Source organism: uncultured Castellaniella sp., from assembly GCF_937988725.1.
In the GTDB taxonomy this organism is placed as follows: domain Bacteria; phylum Pseudomonadota; class Gammaproteobacteria; order Burkholderiales; family Burkholderiaceae_B; genus Castellaniella.
The window spans coordinates 481676-500599 of sequence record NZ_CALKHS010000009.1 but is presented as its reverse complement, the minus strand read 5'-3'; the positions used below and the strand labels follow the sequence as shown (position 1 = coordinate 500599).

Annotated in this window: 17 protein-coding genes; 16 read left to right on the top strand and 1 reads right to left on the bottom strand. The window is 67.4% G+C overall.

Annotation, left to right across the window (positions count from 1 at the left end; all coding sequences use genetic code 11):
* The first annotated feature begins 363 nt into the window (after positions 1-363).
* The 15 genes from gyrA to cysM all read left to right on the top strand — a co-directional run bounded on the left by gyrA (position 364) and on the right by cysM (position 16732).
* Complete coding sequence (gene gyrA / locus Q0263_RS09890; protein WP_298015602.1) at positions 364-3048, top strand: DNA gyrase subunit A; 2685 nt, start codon at positions 364-366, stop codon at positions 3046-3048.
* Positions 3045-4175 carry a 3-phosphoserine/phosphohydroxythreonine transaminase gene (serC, locus tag Q0263_RS09885; protein WP_298015601.1) on the top strand — a complete coding sequence of 377 codons (1131 nt, stop codon included), beginning with the start codon at positions 3045-3047 and terminating at the stop codon, positions 4173-4175. The genes gyrA and serC overlap by 4 nt, the downstream gene beginning before the upstream one ends.
* Complete coding sequence (gene pheA / locus Q0263_RS09880; RefSeq protein ID WP_298015600.1) at positions 4168-5256, top strand: prephenate dehydratase; 1089 nt, start codon at positions 4168-4170, stop codon at positions 5254-5256. The genes serC and pheA overlap by 8 nt, the downstream gene beginning before the upstream one ends.
* A 12-nt stretch (positions 5257-5268) precedes the next feature.
* The gene (gene hisC / locus Q0263_RS09875; RefSeq protein ID WP_298015599.1) at positions 5269-6381 is read left to right on the top strand and encodes a histidinol-phosphate transaminase; all 1113 of its coding nucleotides are present in this window, start codon (positions 5269-5271) and stop codon (positions 6379-6381) included.
* Positions 6378-7271: a prephenate dehydrogenase/arogenate dehydrogenase family protein gene (locus tag Q0263_RS09870; protein ID WP_298015598.1), complete on the top strand. Its 894-nt coding sequence runs from the start codon at positions 6378-6380 to the stop codon at positions 7269-7271. The genes hisC and Q0263_RS09870 overlap by 4 nt, the downstream gene beginning before the upstream one ends.
* Positions 7268-8593, top strand: a complete 1326-nt coding sequence (aroA, locus tag Q0263_RS09865) for a 3-phosphoshikimate 1-carboxyvinyltransferase (protein ID WP_298015597.1) — start codon at positions 7268-7270, stop codon at positions 8591-8593. The genes Q0263_RS09870 and aroA overlap by 4 nt, the downstream gene beginning before the upstream one ends.
* Positions 8594-8601: 8 nt before the next feature.
* Positions 8602-9306: a (d)CMP kinase gene (gene cmk, locus Q0263_RS09860; protein ID WP_298015596.1), complete on the top strand. Its 705-nt coding sequence runs from the start codon at positions 8602-8604 to the stop codon at positions 9304-9306.
* A gap of 108 nt (positions 9307-9414) precedes the next feature.
* Positions 9415-11127 (top strand): 30S ribosomal protein S1, encoded by a 1713-nt coding sequence (gene rpsA, locus Q0263_RS09855; RefSeq protein ID WP_298015595.1) that lies wholly within the window; start codon positions 9415-9417, stop codon positions 11125-11127.
* Positions 11128-11135: 8 nt separating this feature from the next.
* The gene (locus tag Q0263_RS09850; RefSeq protein WP_298015699.1) at positions 11136-11486 is read left to right on the top strand and encodes an integration host factor subunit beta; all 351 of its coding nucleotides are present in this window, start codon (positions 11136-11138) and stop codon (positions 11484-11486) included.
* Between the two features lie 110 nt (positions 11487-11596).
* Positions 11597-11920 carry a lipopolysaccharide assembly protein LapA domain-containing protein gene (locus Q0263_RS09845; RefSeq protein WP_298015594.1) on the top strand — a complete coding sequence of 108 codons (324 nt, stop codon included), beginning with the start codon at positions 11597-11599 and terminating at the stop codon, positions 11918-11920.
* 11 nt (positions 11921-11931) lie between these two features.
* Positions 11932-13143 carry a lipopolysaccharide assembly protein LapB gene (gene lapB, locus Q0263_RS09840; RefSeq protein WP_298015593.1) on the top strand — a complete coding sequence of 404 codons (1212 nt, stop codon included), beginning with the start codon at positions 11932-11934 and terminating at the stop codon, positions 13141-13143.
* Entirely contained in the window at positions 13140-14075 is a 936-nt protein-coding gene (gene rfaE1 / locus Q0263_RS09835; RefSeq protein WP_298015592.1) for a D-glycero-beta-D-manno-heptose-7-phosphate kinase, read from the top strand. The genes lapB and rfaE1 overlap by 4 nt, the downstream gene beginning before the upstream one ends.
* Positions 14072-15073 carry an ADP-glyceromanno-heptose 6-epimerase gene (gene rfaD / locus Q0263_RS09830; RefSeq protein ID WP_298015591.1) on the top strand — a complete coding sequence of 334 codons (1002 nt, stop codon included), beginning with the start codon at positions 14072-14074 and terminating at the stop codon, positions 15071-15073. The genes rfaE1 and rfaD overlap by 4 nt, the downstream gene beginning before the upstream one ends.
* 114 nt (positions 15074-15187) lie before the next feature.
* The gene (locus Q0263_RS09825; protein ID WP_298015590.1) at positions 15188-15679 is read left to right on the top strand and encodes a helix-hairpin-helix domain-containing protein; all 492 of its coding nucleotides are present in this window, start codon (positions 15188-15190) and stop codon (positions 15677-15679) included.
* A 147-nt stretch (positions 15680-15826) separates the two neighbouring features.
* Complete coding sequence (cysM, locus tag Q0263_RS09820) at positions 15827-16732, top strand: cysteine synthase CysM (protein ID WP_298015589.1); 906 nt, start codon at positions 15827-15829, stop codon at positions 16730-16732.
* A gap of 78 nt (positions 16733-16810) precedes the next feature.
* Here the strand turns inward: cysM and mltB are convergent, their stop codons facing one another.
* Complete coding sequence (mltB, locus tag Q0263_RS09815; protein ID WP_298015588.1) at positions 16811-17965, bottom strand: lytic murein transglycosylase B; 1155 nt, start codon at positions 17963-17965, stop codon at positions 16811-16813.
* 10 nt (positions 17966-17975) lie between these two features.
* Here mltB and Q0263_RS09810 point away from each other — a divergent pair, with 10 nt between their 5' ends.
* Positions 17976-18899 carry a histone deacetylase family protein gene (locus tag Q0263_RS09810; protein WP_298015587.1) on the top strand — a complete coding sequence of 308 codons (924 nt, stop codon included), beginning with the start codon at positions 17976-17978 and terminating at the stop codon, positions 18897-18899.
* Positions 18900-18924 lie beyond the last annotated feature (25 nt).

Genomic DNA, 18924 nt, shown 5'->3' with positions numbered 1-18924 from the left:
TTTGAGCATGATGCTTGAAAGTGACCGCAGCGAACCCCCGCCGCATCTCGAAAGAACATTTCCAGTATAGCAATGTCCAGTTGGAAAACTATCAATTGCGCTGGGTTTGGTGCGTGTTAGCCGAAATCTTAAGGCATTTTCCCCGCCCGGGTTAAGGTTTGATGGCCTTGCCCGGTACTCTGGGGGCAATTTGTCCGGGCCAGGGGGGGCAGGCTGTGGGCTTTTTGCAACGCTGGCCCGCGCCGGATCGGATCCGGCCGCCTGCCCGCCGCCGTCGGCCGCAAGGCGCTGGCCTCGCAGTGCGGATGATAGAATCACCGATTGCTCCGGGCGGTTTGACGCCTATCGGTTTCGGACATATACATGGAATCCTTCGCTAAAGAGACCCTGCCCATTTCGCTCGAAGACGAAATGCGGCGCAGCTACCTGGATTACGCCATGAGCGTGATCGTGGGGCGGGCCCTGCCCGATGTCCGGGACGGCTTGAAGCCCGTGCACCGGCGCGTGCTGTTTGCCATGCACGAACTGAACAACGACTGGAACCGGGCGTACAAGAAGTCCGCCCGCATCGTCGGCGACGTCATCGGTAAATATCACCCGCACGGCGATTCGGCCGTCTACGACACCATCGTGCGCATGGCGCAGGACTTCTCCCTGCGCTACATGCTGGTCGACGGGCAGGGCAACTTCGGCTCCGTCGATGGCGACAACGCCGCGGCCATGCGTTACACCGAAGTCCGCCTGGCGAAGATCGCCCACGAACTGCTGGCCGACATCGATCAGGACACGGTCGACTTCGGTCCCAACTACGACGGCAGCGAACAGGAACCCCTGCTGCTGCCCTCGCGCCTGCCCAACCTGCTGGTCAACGGCAGCGCCGGGATCGCGGTGGGCATGGCCACGAACATTCCGCCGCACAATCTGTCCGAAGTCGTCGAAGGCTGCCTGTACTGCCTGCGCAATCCCGACTGCACCATCGATGAACTCATCGAACGCATCCCGGCGCCCGACTTTCCCACGGGCGGCATCATCTACGGCATGTCGGGCGTGCGGGAAGGCTATCGCACCGGGCGCGGGCGCGTGATCATGCGGGCCAAGGCCCACTTCGAAGACCTGCCGCACGGCAACCGCCAGGCCATCGTCGTCGATGCGATCCCCTATCAGGTGAACAAGAAATCCCTGCAGGAACGCATTGCCGAACTGGTCAACGAAAAGAAGATCGACGGCATTTCCGACATCCGCGACGAATCGGACAAGGACGGCATGCGCCTGGTGATCGAACTGAAGCGCGGCGAAGTCCCGGAAGTCGTCCTCAACAATCTGTACAAGAACACCCAGCTGCAGGAAACCTTCGGCATGAACATGGTGGCGCTGGTCGACGGCCAGCCGCGCCTGCTGAATCTCAAGCAGATGGTGCAGTACTTCCTGCAGCACCGCCGCGAAGTCGTCACTCGCCGCACCATCTTCCAGTTGCGCAAGGCTCGCGAACGCGGCCACGTGCTGGAAGGCCTGGCCGTGGCGCTGGCCAACATCGACGACTTCATCGCCATCATCAAGGCCGCCCCCACGCCGCCCGTGGCGCGCCAGGCCCTGATGGAACGCAGCTGGGATTCTTCCCTGGTGCGGGAAATGTTGTCGCGCGCCGACGACAATGTGGCGTCCGGCGGGCGGGCCGCGTATCGTCCGGACGGCCTGGAACCCCAGTTCGGCCTGCAGGCCGACGGCCAGTACCGCCTGTCCGAAGTCCAGGCCCAGGAAATCCTGAACATGCGCCTGCAGCGCCTGACGGGCCTGGAACAGGACAAGATCGTCGGCGAATACCGCGAGATCATGGACACCATCGCCGATCTGCTGGACATCCTGGCGCGTCCGGAACGCGTCACGACCATCATCGGCGAGGAACTGCAGGCCATCCGCGCGGAATTCTCCGCGCCCGGCAGCGATCCGCGGCGCTCCGAGATCGAATTCAACGCCACCGAGCTCGAAACCGAAGACCTGATCACCCCCATGGACATGGTGGTGACGCTCTCGCGCAGCGGCTACATCAAGAGCCAGCCGCTGTCCGAATACCGGGCGCAGAAGCGCGGCGGGCGGGGCAAGCAGGCCACCACCATGAAGGAAGACGACTGGGTCGACCAGCTCTTCATCGCCAATACGCACGACTTCCTGCTGTGCTTCTCGGATCGCGGCCGGGTCTACTGGCTGAAGGTCTGGGAAGTTCCGCAGGGCTCGCGCAATTCGCGCGGCCGGCCCATCGTCAACATGTTCCCGCTGGTCGACGGCGAGACCATCACCGCCGTGCTGACGGTCAAGGCCTTCAGCGACGACCACTACGTCTTCATGGCCACCTCGCGCGGCACGGTCAAGAAGACGCCGCTGTCCGATTTCTCCAACCCCCGCAAGGCGGGCATCATCGCCGTCGGCCTGGACGAGGGCGATTACCTGATCGGCGCCGAGCTGACCGATGGCGAGCATGACGTCATGCTGTTCTCCGACGCCGGCAAGGCCGTGCGCTTCGACGAGAACGACGTCCGTCCCATGGGCCGCACGGCGCGCGGGGTGCGGGGCATGTCCCTGGAAGACGGCCAGACCGTCATCGCCCTGCTGGTCGCCGAAGACGAAACCCAGAGCGTGCTGACCGCCACCGAGAACGGCTACGGCAAGCGCACCTCCATCGTCGAATACACGCGCCACGGGCGCGGCACCAAGGGCATGATCGCCATCCAGACCTCGGCCCGCAACGGCAAGGTCGTCAGCGCCGTGCTGGTGCAGCCCGAAGACGAGATCATGCTGATCACCACCAGCGGCGTGCTGGTGCGCACCCGGGTCTCGGAAATCCGCGAGATGGGGCGGGCCACCCAGGGGGTGACGCTGATCAACGTGGATGAAGACAGCCGACTGATCGGGGTGCGCCGCGTGGCCGAAAGCGATGCGGACGACGAGGCCGATGCTGCCGAAACGAATGACGGCGATGCCGGCCCGGCGGGCGATGCGCCCGCGGACGATGCCGCGCCCGAGGCTTCCCCTTCTCCTAAGGACCCTTCATGAACCGCCCCTGGAATTTCGCCGCAGGTCCCTCGACCATGCCTTTGGAAGTGCTGCAGCAGGCCGCCGCCGACCTGTGCGACTGGCAGGGCAGCGGCACGTCGGTCATGGAGATGAGCCACCGGGGCAAGCACTACAGCCGCATCCGCGACGAGGCCGAGGCCGACCTGCGCGCCTTGCTGGCCGTGCCGGACGACTTCGAGGTGTTGTTCATGCAGGGCGGCGCTTCGGCGCAGAACGCCCTGATCCCGCTGAACCTGATCGGCCGGGACGGCAAAGGCCGGGCCGATTACGTGCTCAGCGGCCATTGGGCGCGGAAGTCCTTCAACGAGGCCGGGCGCTATGGCGACATCGCCGTGGCGGCCACGGCCGAATCCTCCGCCGACCTGGATGGCCGGACCTACGGCCCCTGGTGCTGGCTGCCCGCCCAGGATCAGTGGCGGGTGCGCCCCGACGCAGCGTATCTGCACCTGTGCGCCAATGAAACCATCGGCGGCGTCGAGCAGTCCGTCATGCCGGACATGGCCGGCCTGGGCGCTCCCGACGTGCCGCTGGTGGCCGACATGTCCTCGAACATCCTGTCGCGGCCCATCGATTTTTCGCGCCTGGGCGTGGTCTACGCCGGCGCCCAGAAGAACGCCGGCCCGGCGGGCGTGACCCTGGTGTTCGTGCGCAAGGACCTGATCGGCCATGCGTTGCCGCATTGCCCCTCGGTCTTCGACTACGCCCCGGTGGCGGGCGCCCAGTCCATGTTCAACACGCCGCCGACCTTCGCCATCTACATGGCCGGCCTGGTCTTCAAATGGCTGCTGAAGAACGGCGGGGTGGCCGCCATGGACGCCGCTAGCGCGCGCAAGTCCGGCGCCCTGTACGACTATCTGGATGGCTCCGCGCTGTATGAAAGCCGCATTCATCCCGCCGTGCGGTCGCGCATGAACGTGCCCTTCTTCCTGCGCGACGAATCGCTGAACGCCGCCTTCCTGGCCGAGTCGGAAGCCGCCGGGCTGCTGGCCCTGAAGGGTCACAAGGCGGTGGGCGGCATGCGGGCGTCTCTGTACAACGCCATGCCCTTCGAGGGCGTCCAGGCGCTGATCGGGTTCCTGCGGGACTTCGAGGCGCGTCATGGCTGAACCGGATCTGCAGGCCAGCCTGGAACCGCTGCGGGCGCGCATCGATGCGCTGGATGAGCAGATCCTGGTCCTGCTGAACCAGCGCGCCCAGGCGGCCCTGCAGGTGGGCGACGTCAAGAAGCGCTTCGACGCCGCCGGCCCCATCCTGAAGCCCGAGCGCGAGGCCCTTATCATCCGGCGCCTGCAGACTATCAACGGCGGGCCGCTGCCGGAAGCGGCCGTGGCGGCCATCTGGGGGCAGGTGATTTCCGCCTGTCGGGGTCTGGAAAGCGTCCTGACCGTGGCCTTTCTGGGGCCGCAGGGTTCGTTTTCGGAACAGGCCGCCTACGAGCATTTCGGCCAGGCGATCAAGGGCCTGCGCTGCGAATCCTTCGACGAGGTCTTTCGCTCCGTCGAGGCCGGCCAGGCCGACGTCGGCATGGTGCCGGTGGAAAACTCCACGGAAGGCGCCGTCAACCGCAGCCTGGACCTGCTGCTGAATGCCTCGCTCAAGGTGCTGGGCGAGCGCACCATCCGCATCCATCACAATCTGCTGACGCTCACGGGCGGCCTGGAAGGCGTGCGCCGGGTGCTGGGGCATCCTCAGGCGCTGGCCCAGTGCCAGGCCTGGCTGAGCCGCAACCATCCGGGGCTGGAACGCGTGCCGGTCGCCAGCAATGCGCAGGCGGCCCGCATGGCGGCGGAAGACCCCTCCTGTGCGGCGATCGCCGGGGACGCGGCCGCCGCCGCCTGGGGGCTGAGCGCCGTGGCCAGCGGCATCCAGGACGATCCCCAGAACCAGACCCGCTTCGTGGCGGTCGGGGCGCGGGATGCCGGGCCGACCGGCCGCGACAAGACCAGCCTGATCCTGGCGGTGCCCAACCGCGCCGGCGCGGTCTATGAAATGCTGGCGCCCTTGTCGCGCCACGACGTGTCCATGACCCGGTTCGAATCCCGGCCGGCCCGCACCGGCCAGTGGGAATACTATTTCTACGTGGATCTGCTGGGGCATCACCAGGACGAACCCGTGCGGCAGGCCCTGGCCGAATTGCGCCAGCAGGTGGCCTTTTTCAAGATCCTGGGCTCCTATCCCCGGCAATGAGGTAATTCCGTCATGACTCAGCCCCTGGCTCCGGAACACGTCCGGGCAATCGCACCCTATCAGCCCGGCAAGCCCATCGAAGAACTGGCCCGCGAATTCGGCCTGGATCCGGCCGGCATCATCAAGCTGGCGTCCAACGAGAACCCGCTGGGCTGTTCCGGCCGCGTGCGGGAAGCCCTCAGCCAGGCGGCCGGCAGCCTGCAGGGGCGTTATCCCGATCCCAACGGCTTCGACCTGAAGACCGTGCTGGCCGCCCATCACGGCGTGCCGCCCGCCTGGATCACCCTGGGCAACGGCTCCAACGACCTGCTGGAACTGGCCTCGCTGGCCTTGCTCGACGAGGGCACGTCCGCCGTCTACGCGGCGCATGCCTTCACGGTGTACCGCCTGAGCACCCAGGCGCGGGGCGCGCGCCACATCCAGGTTCCCGCCCGCGATTACGGGCATGACCTGCCGGCCATGCTGGACGCCATCGCCGAGGACACCCGGCTGGTGTTCATCGCCAACCCCAACAATCCCACCGGCACGCACGTGCCGCCGGCCCAGGTGCGGGCCTTCCTGGATGCCGTCCGGGACCGCCACGGGGACCGCGTCACCGTCCTGCTGGACGAGGCGTACGACGATTACCTGGACCCCGACGAGCGCGCCGACAGCGCCCTCTGGGTGCGGGAATATGCCAATCTCATCGTGACCCGCACCTTTTCCAAGGCCTACGGCCTGGCGGGGCTGCGGGTGGGCTATGCCCTGGCGCAGCCGGCGCTGACCGACCTGCTGAACCGCGTGCGCCAACCCTTCAACGTCAATGCGCTGGCCCAGCTGGCCGCGCGGGTGGCCCTGGCGGATACGGATTTCCTGGCCCGGACCTACACCCTGAACCGCGACGGGCGGATCCAGCTGCAGGACGCCTTCGCGGCGCTGGGCCTGGAATACGTGCCCAGCCACAGCAACTTCGTCCTGGTCGAGGTCGGCGATGCCGCCCGGGTGCACGGCGAGCTCCTGCGCCGGGGCATCATCGTGCGTCCGGTGGCGGGCGACGGCCTGCCGCGGCATCTGCGCGTCAGCATCGGCCTGCCCCAGGAAAACACCCGCTTCATCCAGGCGCTGACCGACATCCTGCAGTCATGAGCAGCGTCCCCGACCCCCTGGTGCCGGTGCTGGCCGTGGTGGGCACCGGCCTGATCGGCGGCTCGTTCGCGGCCGCCTTGCGCCGGGTGGGGCAGGTGGGGCGCGTGTTGGGGGTGGGGCGCCAGCCGGCGTCCCTGCAGCGGGCCCGCGAACTGGGCCTGATCGACGAGATCGCCACGCTGCCGCAGGCCGCCGCCCGGGCCGATCTGATCTTCCTGGCGACGCCCGTGGGAGCGATGGCCGGCATCCTGCAGGCGCTGGCGCCGCATCTGCGCGCGCGGACCCTGGTGACGGACGCCGGCAGCACCAAATCCGACGTGGCGCGCCTGGCGCGGGATGTGCTGGGCGACCGCTGCGCGCAGTTCATTCCCGGACACCCGATCGCCGGGTCCGAGATGACCGGGCCGGAAGCCGCCGACCCCCTGCTGTATCACGGCCGCAAGGTCGTGCTGACCCCGTTCGAGGACACCCCCGGCGCCGACCAGCACCGTCTGATCCGCATCTGGGAAGCCACCGGCGCGCGGGTCCATCTGATGGATCCCGCCGCGCACGACCGGGCGCTGGGCTGCGTCAGCCACCTGCCGCATTTTCTAGCGGCGGCCTTCATGGCCCAGGTGGTGCGGGCCGACGACGCCGACACCCGGCTCAGCCTGGCGGGCACCGGATTCCGGGATTTCACCCGGATCGCGGCGGGCTCCCCCGAAGTCTGGCGGGACATCTTTTTTTCCAATCGCGCCGCCGTTCTGCAGGAACTCGACGATTTCACCCAGGTGCTGGATGCCTGGCGAGCCGCCCTGGACGACGACGCTCATCCCGAAACCCTTGAAACCCTGCTCGAACAAGCGGCGCTGGCCCGCCGGTTCTGGGGCGGGCGCAATCCCACATCATGACTGAACGCACGCCATTCCTGACCCTGCCGCCGTCCGTGCGGGCGGCGGGAGCCGTGACCCTGCCGGGCTCCAAAAGCATTTCCAACCGCGCGCTGCTGCTGGCGGCGCTGGCCGAGGGCGAGACGACGCTCACCGGGCTGCTGGACTCCGACGACACGCGGGTCATGAAGGCGGCCCTGCGGGCGCTGGGGGTGGATCTTCAGGACGATGGCGACGGGCGGGTGCGCGTCGCCGGGGCGGCCGCATGGCCGCAGCGCCGGGCCGACCTGTTCCTGGGCAATGCCGGCACGGCGTTCCGGCCGCTGACCGCCGCCCTGGCCGTCATGGGGGGCGATTATCGCCTGTCGGGCGTGCCCCGCATGCACGAGCGGCCCATCGGCGACCTGGTCGATGCCTTGCGGGGGATGGGATGCGAGCTCGCGTATGAAGCTCGCGACGGCTATCCGCCGCTGCGGATCGCGCCGGGCAGCCTGCATCCGGACCGGCCCATCCGGGTGCGGGGCTCGGTGTCCAGCCAGTTCCTGACCGCCTTGCTGATGGCGGCCCCGATCGCCGCCGGCCGGATGGGGCGGGACGTGGTCATCGAACTCGACGGCCCCCTGATTTCCAAACCGTACATCCTGATCACGCTGAATCTGATGGCCCGCTTCGGCGTGGCGGTGGAGCGCGACGGCTGGGAGCGGTTCACCATCCCGGCCGGGGCGCGCTATCGCAGCCCCGGCCGCTATGCGGTCGAAGGCGACGCCTCGTCCGCCTCGTACTTCCTGGGCCTGGGAGCCGTCGCCGGCGGGCCGGTCCGCATCCAGGGGGTGGGCGCCGACAGCATTCAGGGTGACCTTGCCTTTGCCGACGTGGTCCAGGACATGGGCGCGGACGTGCGCCGCGAGGCCGATGCGCTGGTCGTGCAGGGCCCGGTCGCGGCGCAGGGCGGGCGGCTGAAGGCCTTCGACCGCGACTTCAATCTGATTCCCGACGCGGCCATGACGGCCGCGGTGCTGGCCCTGTATGCCGACGGGCCGTGCCGCTTGCGCAACATCGCCAGCTGGCGGGTCAAGGAAACCGACCGGATCGCCGCCATGCATGCCGAACTGGCCCGGCTGGGGGCGCGGGTGGAATCCGACGCCGACAGCCTGACCGTCCATCCGCTGGCGGCCGATCAGTGGCGCGAGGCCCGGATCGGCACGTACGACGACCATCGGATGGCCATGTGCTTCTCGCTGGCGGCCTTCGGGCCCGTGCCGGTCACGATCCTGGACCCGGACTGCGTGGCCAAGACCTATCCGGACTATTTCCGGGATTTCCGGCATCTGCTGCAGGCTTGAGGCGACGCATGACTTCCACTTCCTCCGGGCGGGACGTTTCCGCCATTCCCGTCATCACCATCGACGGGCCAACCGCGTCGGGCAAGGGCACCATCGCCCAGCGCGTGGCCGACCGTCTGGGCTGGCATGCCCTGGACAGCGGCGCGCTGTATCGCCTGACCGCGCTGGCGGTGCGCCAGGCCGGGGGGGATGGCAGCGACGAATCGCAGGCGGCCGGGCTCGCCCGACAGCTGGACGTCCAGTTCGGGGCCGGGGTCATCCGCCTGGACGGCCGGGACGTCACGCAGATCATCCGCCAGGAAGCCATCGGCAACCTGGCCTCGAAGATCGCCGCCTTGCCCGCCGTGCGCGCGGCGCTGCTGGCGCGCCAGCGCGACTTCCGCCGGGCGCCGGGGCTGGTGGCCGACGGCCGCGACATGGGCACGGTGGTTTTCCCCGATGCACCCCTCAAAATCTTTCTGGACGCGGCGGTTGGCGTGCGGGCGGAAAGACGCCATAAGCAGTTGAGGGACAAGGGAATTTCTGCTAACCTAGACGACCTTTTGAATGATCTTCGGTCGCGTGATGCACGCGATCGTGATCGGGCGCATGCGCCGCTTGTGGCGGCCGCAGACGCCGTGACGATCGATTCATCCCATGCCGGGGTGGACCAGGTCGTCGATCAGGTGCTTGATCTCTGGCGCAAGCCGGGATCGGCACATGGGCCTGCCTGATGGAAATGGCCGGGATTCCGGCCGCCGTCGCGCGGGATTTTTGTTCACTCCGCCGGGTTCGTCCTGGCGTGTCATGATTGCCCTTCGGGGCATATGGATCAATAGTTCATGTCCACCGTTACCACCGAAGCCGCATTGGGCGGCGAAAGCTTTGCCGATCTGTTTGCCGCCAGCATCAAAGATCAGAACATGCGCTCCGGCGAGGTCATTTCGGCCGAAGTCGTGCGCGTCGACCACAATTTCGTCGTGGTCAATGCAGGCCTGAAGTCCGAAGCCTACATTCCCCTGGAAGAATTCCTGAACGATCAGGGCGAACTCGAAGTCCAGGACGGCGATTTCGTCTCCGTGGCCATCGATTCCCTGGAAAACGGCTATGGCGACACCATCCTGTCGCGCGACCGCGCCAAGCGCCTGTCGGCCTGGCTGCAGCTCGAACAGGCCCTGGAATCCGGCGAACTGGTCAACGGCACCATCACCGGCAAGGTCAAGGGCGGCCTGACGGTCATGACCAACGGCATCCGCGCCTTCCTGCCAGGTTCGCTGGTCGACCTGCGTCCCGTCAAGGACACCACGCCTTATGAAGGCAAGACCCTGGAATTCAAGGTCATCAAGCTCGACCGCAAGCGCAACAACGTCGTGCTGTCGCGTCGTGCCGTGCTCGAAGCCAGCATGGGCGAGGAACGCGAAAAGCTGCTGGAAAACCTGCACGAAGGCGCCATCATCAAGGGCATCGTCAAGAACATCACCGACTACGGCGCGTTCGTGGATCTGGGCGGTATCGACGGCCTGCTGCACATCACCGACATGGCCTGGCGCCGTGTCCGCCATCCCTCCGAAGTCCTGTCCGTCGGCCAGGAAATCGAAGCCAAGGTCCTCAAGTTCGACCAGGAAAAACAGCGCGTCTCGCTGGGCGTCAAGCAACTGGGCGAAGATCCCTGGATCGGCCTGGGCCGCCGCTACCCGCAAGGCACCCGCCTGTTCGGCAAGGTCACGAACCTGACCGACTACGGCGCGTTCGTTGAAGTCGAAGCCGGCATCGAAGGCCTGGTGCACGTGTCCGAAATGGACTGGACCAACAAGAACGTCGATCCGCGCAAGGTCGTGACCCTGGGCGAAGAAGTCGAAGTCATGGTCCTGGAAATCGACGAAGACCGCCGCCGCATCTCGCTGGGCATGAAGCAGTGCCGCCCGAATCCCTGGGAAGACTTCGCCGCCAACTTCAAGCGTGGCGACAAGGTCCATGGCGCGATCAAGTCCATCACCGACTTCGGCGTGTTCGTCGGCCTGCCCGGCGGCATCGATGGGCTGGTGCACCTGTCCGACATCTCCTGGACCGAAACCGGCGAAGAAGCCGTGCGCAACTTCAAGAAGGGCGACGAGATCGACGCCGTGGTCCTGGGCATCGACACCGACAAGGAACGCATCTCCCTGGGCGTCAAGCAACTGGAAGGCGATCCGTTCAACAACTTCGTCGCCACCTACGACAAGGGCGCCGTCCTGACCGGCACGATCAAGTCCGTCGAGCCCAAGGGCGCCGTCGTGACGCTGTCCGTGGACGTCGAAGGCTACCTGCGCGCCTCCGAGATCTCCGCTGGCCGCGTCGAAGACGCCACCACGGTGCTGCACGCCGGCGACCAGGTCGAAGCCATGATCATCAACATCGACCGCAAGGCGCGTTCGATCCAGTTGTCGATCAAGGCCCGCGACAATGCTGAAACGGCTGAAACCATCCAGCGCATGACCGAAGCCAGCGCTTCGTCGGGCACCACCAACCTGGGCGCCCTGCTGAAGGCCAAGCTCGACCAGCAGCGCGATAACTGATGCCTGGCCTGACCAAGTCCGAGCTCATCACCATGTTGGCGGGGCGCTATCCTCAATTGGCGATCCGCGACATGGACCTGGCAGTCAAGACGGTGTTGGACGCGATGGCCGATGCGCTGGCCCAGGGTCAGCGCATCGAAATCCGCGGCTTCGGCAGCTTCTCGCTGTCGCAGCGTCAGCCGCGGGTCGGACGCAATCCGAAATCGGGCGAAAAAGTGCTGGTGCCGGCGAAGCTGGTGCCGCACTTCAAGCCCGGCAAGGAATTGCGCGAGCGCGTGGACCAGGGGCCCGCCGCGGCCGACGCCGAAGAGCCCGCCACGGTGGCCGACTTGTATCAGATGCATTACTTCAACGAATAATCCCTGACCGGATGAATTCGAAGCGGCCCTCGGGCCGCTTTTTCTTTTGCCGCCGGGCCGCTTTTTTTTCCCTTTACAATGTTGGCATTCCCTTTCAAGGAGCTTGGCATATGCGCTATCTGGTGTGGTTGCTGCGCCTGGTGATTTTCATCATCGTGCTTTTGTTTGCCCTGAAAAACACGGCGCCGGTGGACGTGGGCTTCTTTGCCGACCAGGTGCTGCATCAGGTGCCGCTGATCGTGGTGATGCTGGTTGCCTTCGTGCTGGGGGTCGTCTTCGGCCTGCTGGTGGCGTTTTCCGCCGTGCTGCGCCGGCGCCGCGAGATCAACCGGCTGCGGCGCGAACTGTCGCGGGCGCAGGATGCTCTTGCCCATCCGCAGCCGGGGTCCGGGCCGGTGATTCCGGAAGCCGTGGCGCCGCTCGCGCCGCTCTGACCGGGGGCATCGTGGATTTCGAACCCTGGTGGCTGATCATCGTCCCCGTCCTGTTCGGACTGGGGTGGCTGGCGGCGCGTTTCGATTTCCGGCAGATGCTGTCGGAAACCCGCGCCTTGCCGGACTCGTATTTCAAGGGCCTGAATTTTCTGCTCAATGAAGAGCCCGACCGCGCCATCGACGCTTTCATCGAGGTCGCCAAGCTCGATCCCGAAACCACCGAACTGCACTTCGCCCTGGGCAGCCTGTTCCGCCGCCGGGGCGAGATCGAACGCGCGATCCGCGTGCACCAAAGCCTGCTGGCCCGCGAAGACCTGCCCCTGGCCGATCGGGAAAACGCCCAGTTGGAACTGGCCCAGGATTTTCTGAAGGCGGGTCTGCTGGATCGCGCCGAACAGGGCTTCCAGGCCATCATCCACACCCGGCATGCCCAGGAAGCCATCCGCGCCCTGATCCGCATCTACGAATCCGAACACGACTGGCCCAGGGCCATCGACGCGGTCCAGCAGTTGCGCAGCCGCGTGGACGAGCCGGTGCCGCAGCTGGCCCACTATCATTGCGAGCGCGCCCAGGCATTGCTGGAAGCCGATCCCATCGATTTCGACGCCGCCGCCCAGGCGCTGGATGCCGCGGACCACGCCGTCCGCCAGAACGGCACGACGCCCGCGTCCGAGACCCGGGTGCGCCTGCTGCGCGCGCAGTGGTCGGCGCGGCGCGGCGACCTGGAATCCCAGCGGGCGTACCTGCAGGAGGTGCTGGGGACCGCGCCCGATTATGCCGGCCTGGTGGCCGGGCCGCTGCTGGCCTGCTACACCGCCCTGGGCCGGGGGACCGAAGGCCTGGAACTGCTGCAGGCGCAGTATGCCCGCGTGCCCACCCTGGATCTGTTCAACGTCATCTTCCGCGCCCTGCGCACCCAGGACGGCGCGGATCCCGCCTGGGCCTTCGCCCGCGAGGCCCTGCGCGCGCATCCCTCCCTGCTGGGCCTGGACCGCCTGCTGGAAGTCGAACTCTCCCAGGAAGGCGCGCCGGCGGCCGACAACCGGCTGGTGCCCGGCGCGGATCTGGGCCTGCTGCGCAGCCTGATTCATAAACACACGCAGCGCCTGGACCGCTACGCCTGCAGCCAGTGCGGCTTCGAGGCGCGCCGGTATTACTGGCAGTGCCCGGGGTGCAACGCCTGGGAAACCTACCGCCCGCGGCGCCTGGAGGAAATCCGATGACGTCCTTTCCCTTGTCGGCCGCGCGCGCGGCCCGGATCCTGGTGGCCGGCGACATCATGCTGGACCGCTACTGGTTCGGCGAGGTGGACCGCATTTCACCCGAAGCGCCCGTGCCGGTGGTGCGCGTCGCCCGCCGCGAGGATCGCCTGGGCGGGGCCGCCAACGTCGCCCGCAACATCGCCGCCCTGGGCGCCCGGGTCGGCCTGCTGGGCATCATCGGCGCCGACGAAGCCGGGGCCCGGGTCAGGACCCTGATCCGCGAGGCCGGCATCCAGGATGGCCTGGTCGAGGATGCGGACGGCATGGACACCACCCTGAAGATGCGGGTGCTGGGCCGCCAGCAGCAGCTGCTGCGAGTGGATTTTGAACAAGGCCCGGGGCCGCGCGCCCTGCAGGCCCTGGAAGCCGGCCTGCGGGCGCGGCTGGCGGATTACGACCTGCTGGTGCTGTCCGATTACGCCAAGGGGGCCCTGGGTCAGGTGGAAACCCTGATCCGCGCGGCCCGGGACGCCGGGGTGCCGGTGCTGGTGGACCCCAAGGGCCATCGCTACAAGCGCTATGTGGGCGCGACGCTGGTCACGCCCAATCGCAGCGAGATGCAGGACGCCGTGGGCCGCTGGGATTCCGAGGGCGATCTCACCGACCGCGCGCAGGCCCTGCGCCGGGAACTGGCGCTGGAAGCCCTGCTGATCACGCGATCCGAACAGGGCATGACGCTCTACACGGAAGCGGGGCGCCAGCATGTGGACGCCCAGGCGCACGAAGTCTTCGACGTCTCCGGCGCCGGCGATACGGTGCTGGCCACGCTGGCGGTCATGCGGGCCGCCGGACTGGGCTGGTACGATGCCATGGCCTGGGCCAACCGGGCCGGGGGCATCGTTGTGGGTAAACTGGGCACGTCCATCGTGACCGCAGAGGAGTTGTCATCATGATCGTGGTAACGGGCGCCGCCGGCTTCATCGGCAGCAATCTGGTGCGGGGCCTGAACGGCCGCGGGGTCGAGGACATCCTGGTCGTGGACGACCTGACGGACGGCGACAAGTTCCGCAATCTGGTCGATCTGAAGATCGCCGATTATCTGCACAAGGGCGAGTTCCGCCGCCGCGTGCTGGCCGGCGAACTGCCGCGCCCCGACGCGGTGTTCCACCAGGGGGCCTGCTCGGACACGACGGAGCGCAACGGCCAGTTCATGATGGACAACAATTTTCGCGTGACGCTGGAATTGTTCGAATACTGCCAGGCCCGCGAGGTCCCTTTCCTGTATGCCTCGTCGGCCGCGGTGTATGGCGCGGGGCCGCAGTACATCGAGGACCCCGCCCACGAATCGCCGCTGAACGTCTACGGCTATTCCAAGCTGCTGTTCGATCAGGTGCTGCGCCGCCGCATGGACACGCTCACCGCCCAGGTCGTCGGGCTGCGCTATTTCAATGTCTACGGCCCGCGCGAACAGCACAAGGGCCGCATGGCCTCCGTGGCCTTCCACAACATGAACCAGTACGTCGATCAAGGCCACGTGCGCCTGTTCGGCGGCTGGGACGGCTATCCGGATGGCGGCCAGCAGCGCGACTTCGTCTATATCGACGACGTGGTGAAGGTCAATCTGCATTTCCTGGACCATCCCGACGTGTCGGGTATCTTCAATTGCGGCACGGGCCGCGCCCAGCCCTTCAACGACGTGGCGCAGACCGTCGTCAACAGCCTGCGGGTGCACCAGGGGCAACTGGCCTTGCCGCTGGAAGAACTCGTGGGGGGCGGCCAGCTGCGCTATGTCGCCTTCCCAGATGACCTGAAGGGGCGTTATCAGAGCCACACCCAGGCCGATCTCTCCCAGTTGCGCGCCGCCGGCTACTCGCAGCCTTTCTGCGACGTGCAGACCGGCGTCAGCGACTACGTGCGGCGCTTGATGGACGCGGGGCAGCTGCGCATCTGACGTCCTTCCGGCGGGTCGCGATCGGCGTATGACAATTCCGATCAAGCCCGTCTCCGCACTCCTGCCGCCCGAGGCATCATGGCCGGACATCCCTCTCTTTTCAGGAGTCCTGCCATGAATCCCTTCCTGCACAGCACCGTGGCCCAGCCCTCGATCCCGCAGGGCGCGGCCGTCCTGCCCGTTCGCCGGCGGCGGGTCCGCCTGCCGTCCGCGCCGCGCGTGTCCCGCGTGCTGCGGGCCGCCGGCCTGGCGGCGCTGACCTGGGCCGGCGCCGCCGGCGCCGTGGACCTGAACACCGCCACGTTGGATCAACTGCGGGGCATCCGGGGCATCGGGCCCAAGACGGCGCAGATCATCCTGGATGAACGTTCCCGGGGCGGACGCTATCTGTCCTTCGCCGATCTGTCGGACCGCGTGCGCGGCATCGGCCCGCGCCGCGCCCAGGCGCTGCAGTCCGCCGGGCTGACCATCGATGGCGGAGGAACCCGGCTGTCGGGGCAGGGCGGGGCGGCCTCGCAGGCGGCCAGGGCCGCCCGTCCCGCCGACGCGGCGGGTGCGGCCGCCGCCGGATCTTCGAAGGGCCGGACGCCTGCGCCGAAGCGCTGAGCGCGCGGGATACGGCCGGCGCTTTCCCGCCGCGCCAGGGCCGGACGTCCGGCCGCCACGGCGGCTTGTCCGGCCCTGGCGGCATAAGCTTATTTCCAGGCCGGACATGCGGCGTGAGCCGCCCGGGGCGGGTGTATGATTTCGGGCATGAAAACCTACCCCACCATCGAAGACATCGTCGGCTCCACACCCCTGGTGCGTCTGCAGCGCTTGCCGGGGGAAGCCGGCGCCCCGCGCGGCAACGTCATCCTGGCCAAGCTGGAAGGCAACAACCCGGCGGGCTCGGTCAAGGACCGCGCCGCGCTCAGCATGATCCGCCAGGCGGAACTGCGCGGCGACATCCGGCCGGGCGACACGCTGATCGAGGCCACCAGCGGCAACACGGGCATCGCGCTGGCCATGGCCGCCGCCGTGCGCGGCTATCGCATGATCCTGCTGATGCCCGACAATTCTTCCCAGGAACGCTGCGCGGCCATGACGGCGTACGGCGCGGAATTGATCCTGACCCCGGCCGACCAGGGCGGCATGGAATACGCCCGGGACGAAGCCCTGCGCATGCAGGCCGAAGGCCGGGGTTTCGTGCTGGACCAGTTTTCCAACGAAGACAATCCCCGGGCGCACCGCGAGACCACGGGGCCGGAAATCTGGGAACAGACCGACGGCCAGGTCACGCACTTCGTCAGCGCCATGGGCACGACCGGCACCATCATGGGCGTGGGCGGCTACCTGCGGTCCCGCAATTCCGCGATCCAGGTGATCGGGGCCCAGCCGGCCGACGGCGCCCATATCCCGGGCATCCGCAAATGGCCGGAAGCCTATCAGCCCAGCATCTATCATCCCGCGGAAGTCGACGCCTTCGAACCCATCACCCAGGATCAGGCGGAATCCATGGCGCGCCGCCTGGCCGCCGAGGAAGGCATCTTCGGCGGCATCTCGTCGGCCGGGGCCGCCGTGGCCGCCCTGCGGGTCGCCGCCACGGTGCGCGACGCGACGATCGTGTTCATCGTCTGCGACCGGGGCGACCGCTACCTGTCCACCGGGGTGTTCGGCTAGGGCGATCCGGCCGGAAGGCGGCTTGTCCGGACGGATCCGCCGGCCCCGGCCGAGGCGGCGGGATGCGGCCGCCGTGCCTCAGAACCCGGTCCTGGCCTGGATCTCCCGGGCCAGATCGGCGACGGATGCCGCATAGAAATAGCTGCGGTTGTAGTGGGTGATGGCGAAGAAGTTGGGCGTCGCCGTGCGGTAATCGTGCGTGCCCCGGATCTCGTCCTGCAGGTCGATCACCCCCAGCGCCTGGGTCTGCCAGCGCGTGCCGCCGCCGGGCAGCGCCTGGGCGCCCGCCGCCTTTAGGCGGGGCCAGTCGCTAAGAGGCGTCAGGCCGTCCTGCGCCAGCCGAGCGGCGTCCGCCGGCAGCCTGACCGGCGCGAAGACCGGCACGTCGCGCACCCAGCCGTGCTCCTTCAGGAAATTGCCCACCGACGCGATGGCGTCGTCCGTATTGCCCGCCAGGTCCACCCGGCCGTCTCCGTTGCCGTCCACCGCGTAGCGCATCAGGCTGCCGGGCATGAACTGCGGCAGCCCCATGGCGCCGGCGAAAGAGCCTTCGACGGTGTAGGCGTCCAGTTTTCTCTGGTGATCCAGCAGGATCAGGTCGGCCAGCTGTTCGCGGAACATGGCCTGGCGTTCGGGGCGGGACGGATCGGGGTAGCGGAATCCCAGCGTGGTCAGGGTGTCCAGCACCCGGTGGTCGCCGGTGTACTGGCCGTAGACCGTTTCGATGCCGATGATGGCGACCATGATGGAGGCGGGAACCCCGCTGCGGACGCTGGCCTGTTCCAGCGCGCGGCGGTGATCCTGCCAGAAGGCCGCCCCCCGGCGGATACGGATGGGGTCCACATGCCGCTGGCGGTAGCTGAGCCAGGCCCGGCGGATGCGGCCCTGGCGGGCCGGCGGCGTCATCAGGCGCACCGCCGTGGCGTTGTATTTCGCGGTTTTCAGCAAGGCCTCGACCTGGCTGGGCGGGACGCCCTGCGCCTGGGCCGTCTGGCGGGCGAAGGCTTCCAGTTCGGGCAGCAGCCGCCCGTTGGGGCCCAGGAAATCGCCGGGCGTCGATGCCGCTTGGAGCGCGCCCGGGGTTCTGCTAGAATTAATACGATCGTTTGAAACGGTTGTTTGATTTACGGTGCTGCCAGTGTCCGATACAGTGTGACCGTTGTTGCTGCTGGCGCAGCCGGATAAAAATAGCGACGCTACGGCAACTTGCAAAATACGGGTTGGTCTGAACATAATCGCCCTTATGGAGACGCTCTATATTACTCATCCCGCCTGCCGCCTGCATGAAATGGGTGCGTGGCACCCCGAATGCCCTCAACGCCTGGATGCGGTGGCCGACCAGTTGGTCGCCAGCGGGCTGATGGATTTCCTGTCTCAACGGCAGGCCCGCCCGGCGACTCCGGATGACGTGCTGCGGGTGCACACTCCCGAATATCTGGCCTTTCTGCGCCAGCATGCGCCGGCGCATGGGTATTTCCCGCTGGACCCCGACACGATCATGAACCCGGAGACCCTGCAGGCGGCGTGGGCCGCGGCGGGCGCGGGGCTGACCGCCCTGGACGAGATCCTGGCGGGGCGCGCCCAGACGGCGTTCTGCGCCATCCGGCCGCCCGGCCACCATGCCCGGCCCGGCCAGGCCATGGGGTTCTGCTTCTTCAACAACATCGCCGTGGCGGCCCGCTACGCCCTGGACCGTCATGGTCTGCAGCGCGTGGCCATCGTCGATTTCGACGTGCATCATGGCAACGGCACCGAAGAAGCCTTCCTGCACGAAGATCGTGTCATGATGTGCAGCTTCTATCAATACCCCCTGTTCCCCAACACCCGCCAGGAACATCCGGGGTCGAATATGATCAACATTCCCGTGGATGCCTATTCCGACGGCGCGGTCGTGCGCGATCTGGCCTTGCAGCACTGGCTGCCGGCCCTGCGTCGCTTCCGGCCGGAACTGATCCTGGTGTCGGCGGGGTTTGACGCCCATCGCGAAGACGATATGGGCAGCCTGAAACTGGTCGAGGCGGATTACGCCTGGATCACCGAACGCCTGGTCGAGGTGGCCAACGAATTCGCCCAGGGGCGGATCGTCAGCTTCCTGGAAGGCGGCTACGATCTTTCCGCCCTGGGGCGCAGCGCGGTGGCGCACGTGCGGGCGCTGGGAGGTTACTGATGTCCGTGCTGCGCCGACGTGGCTT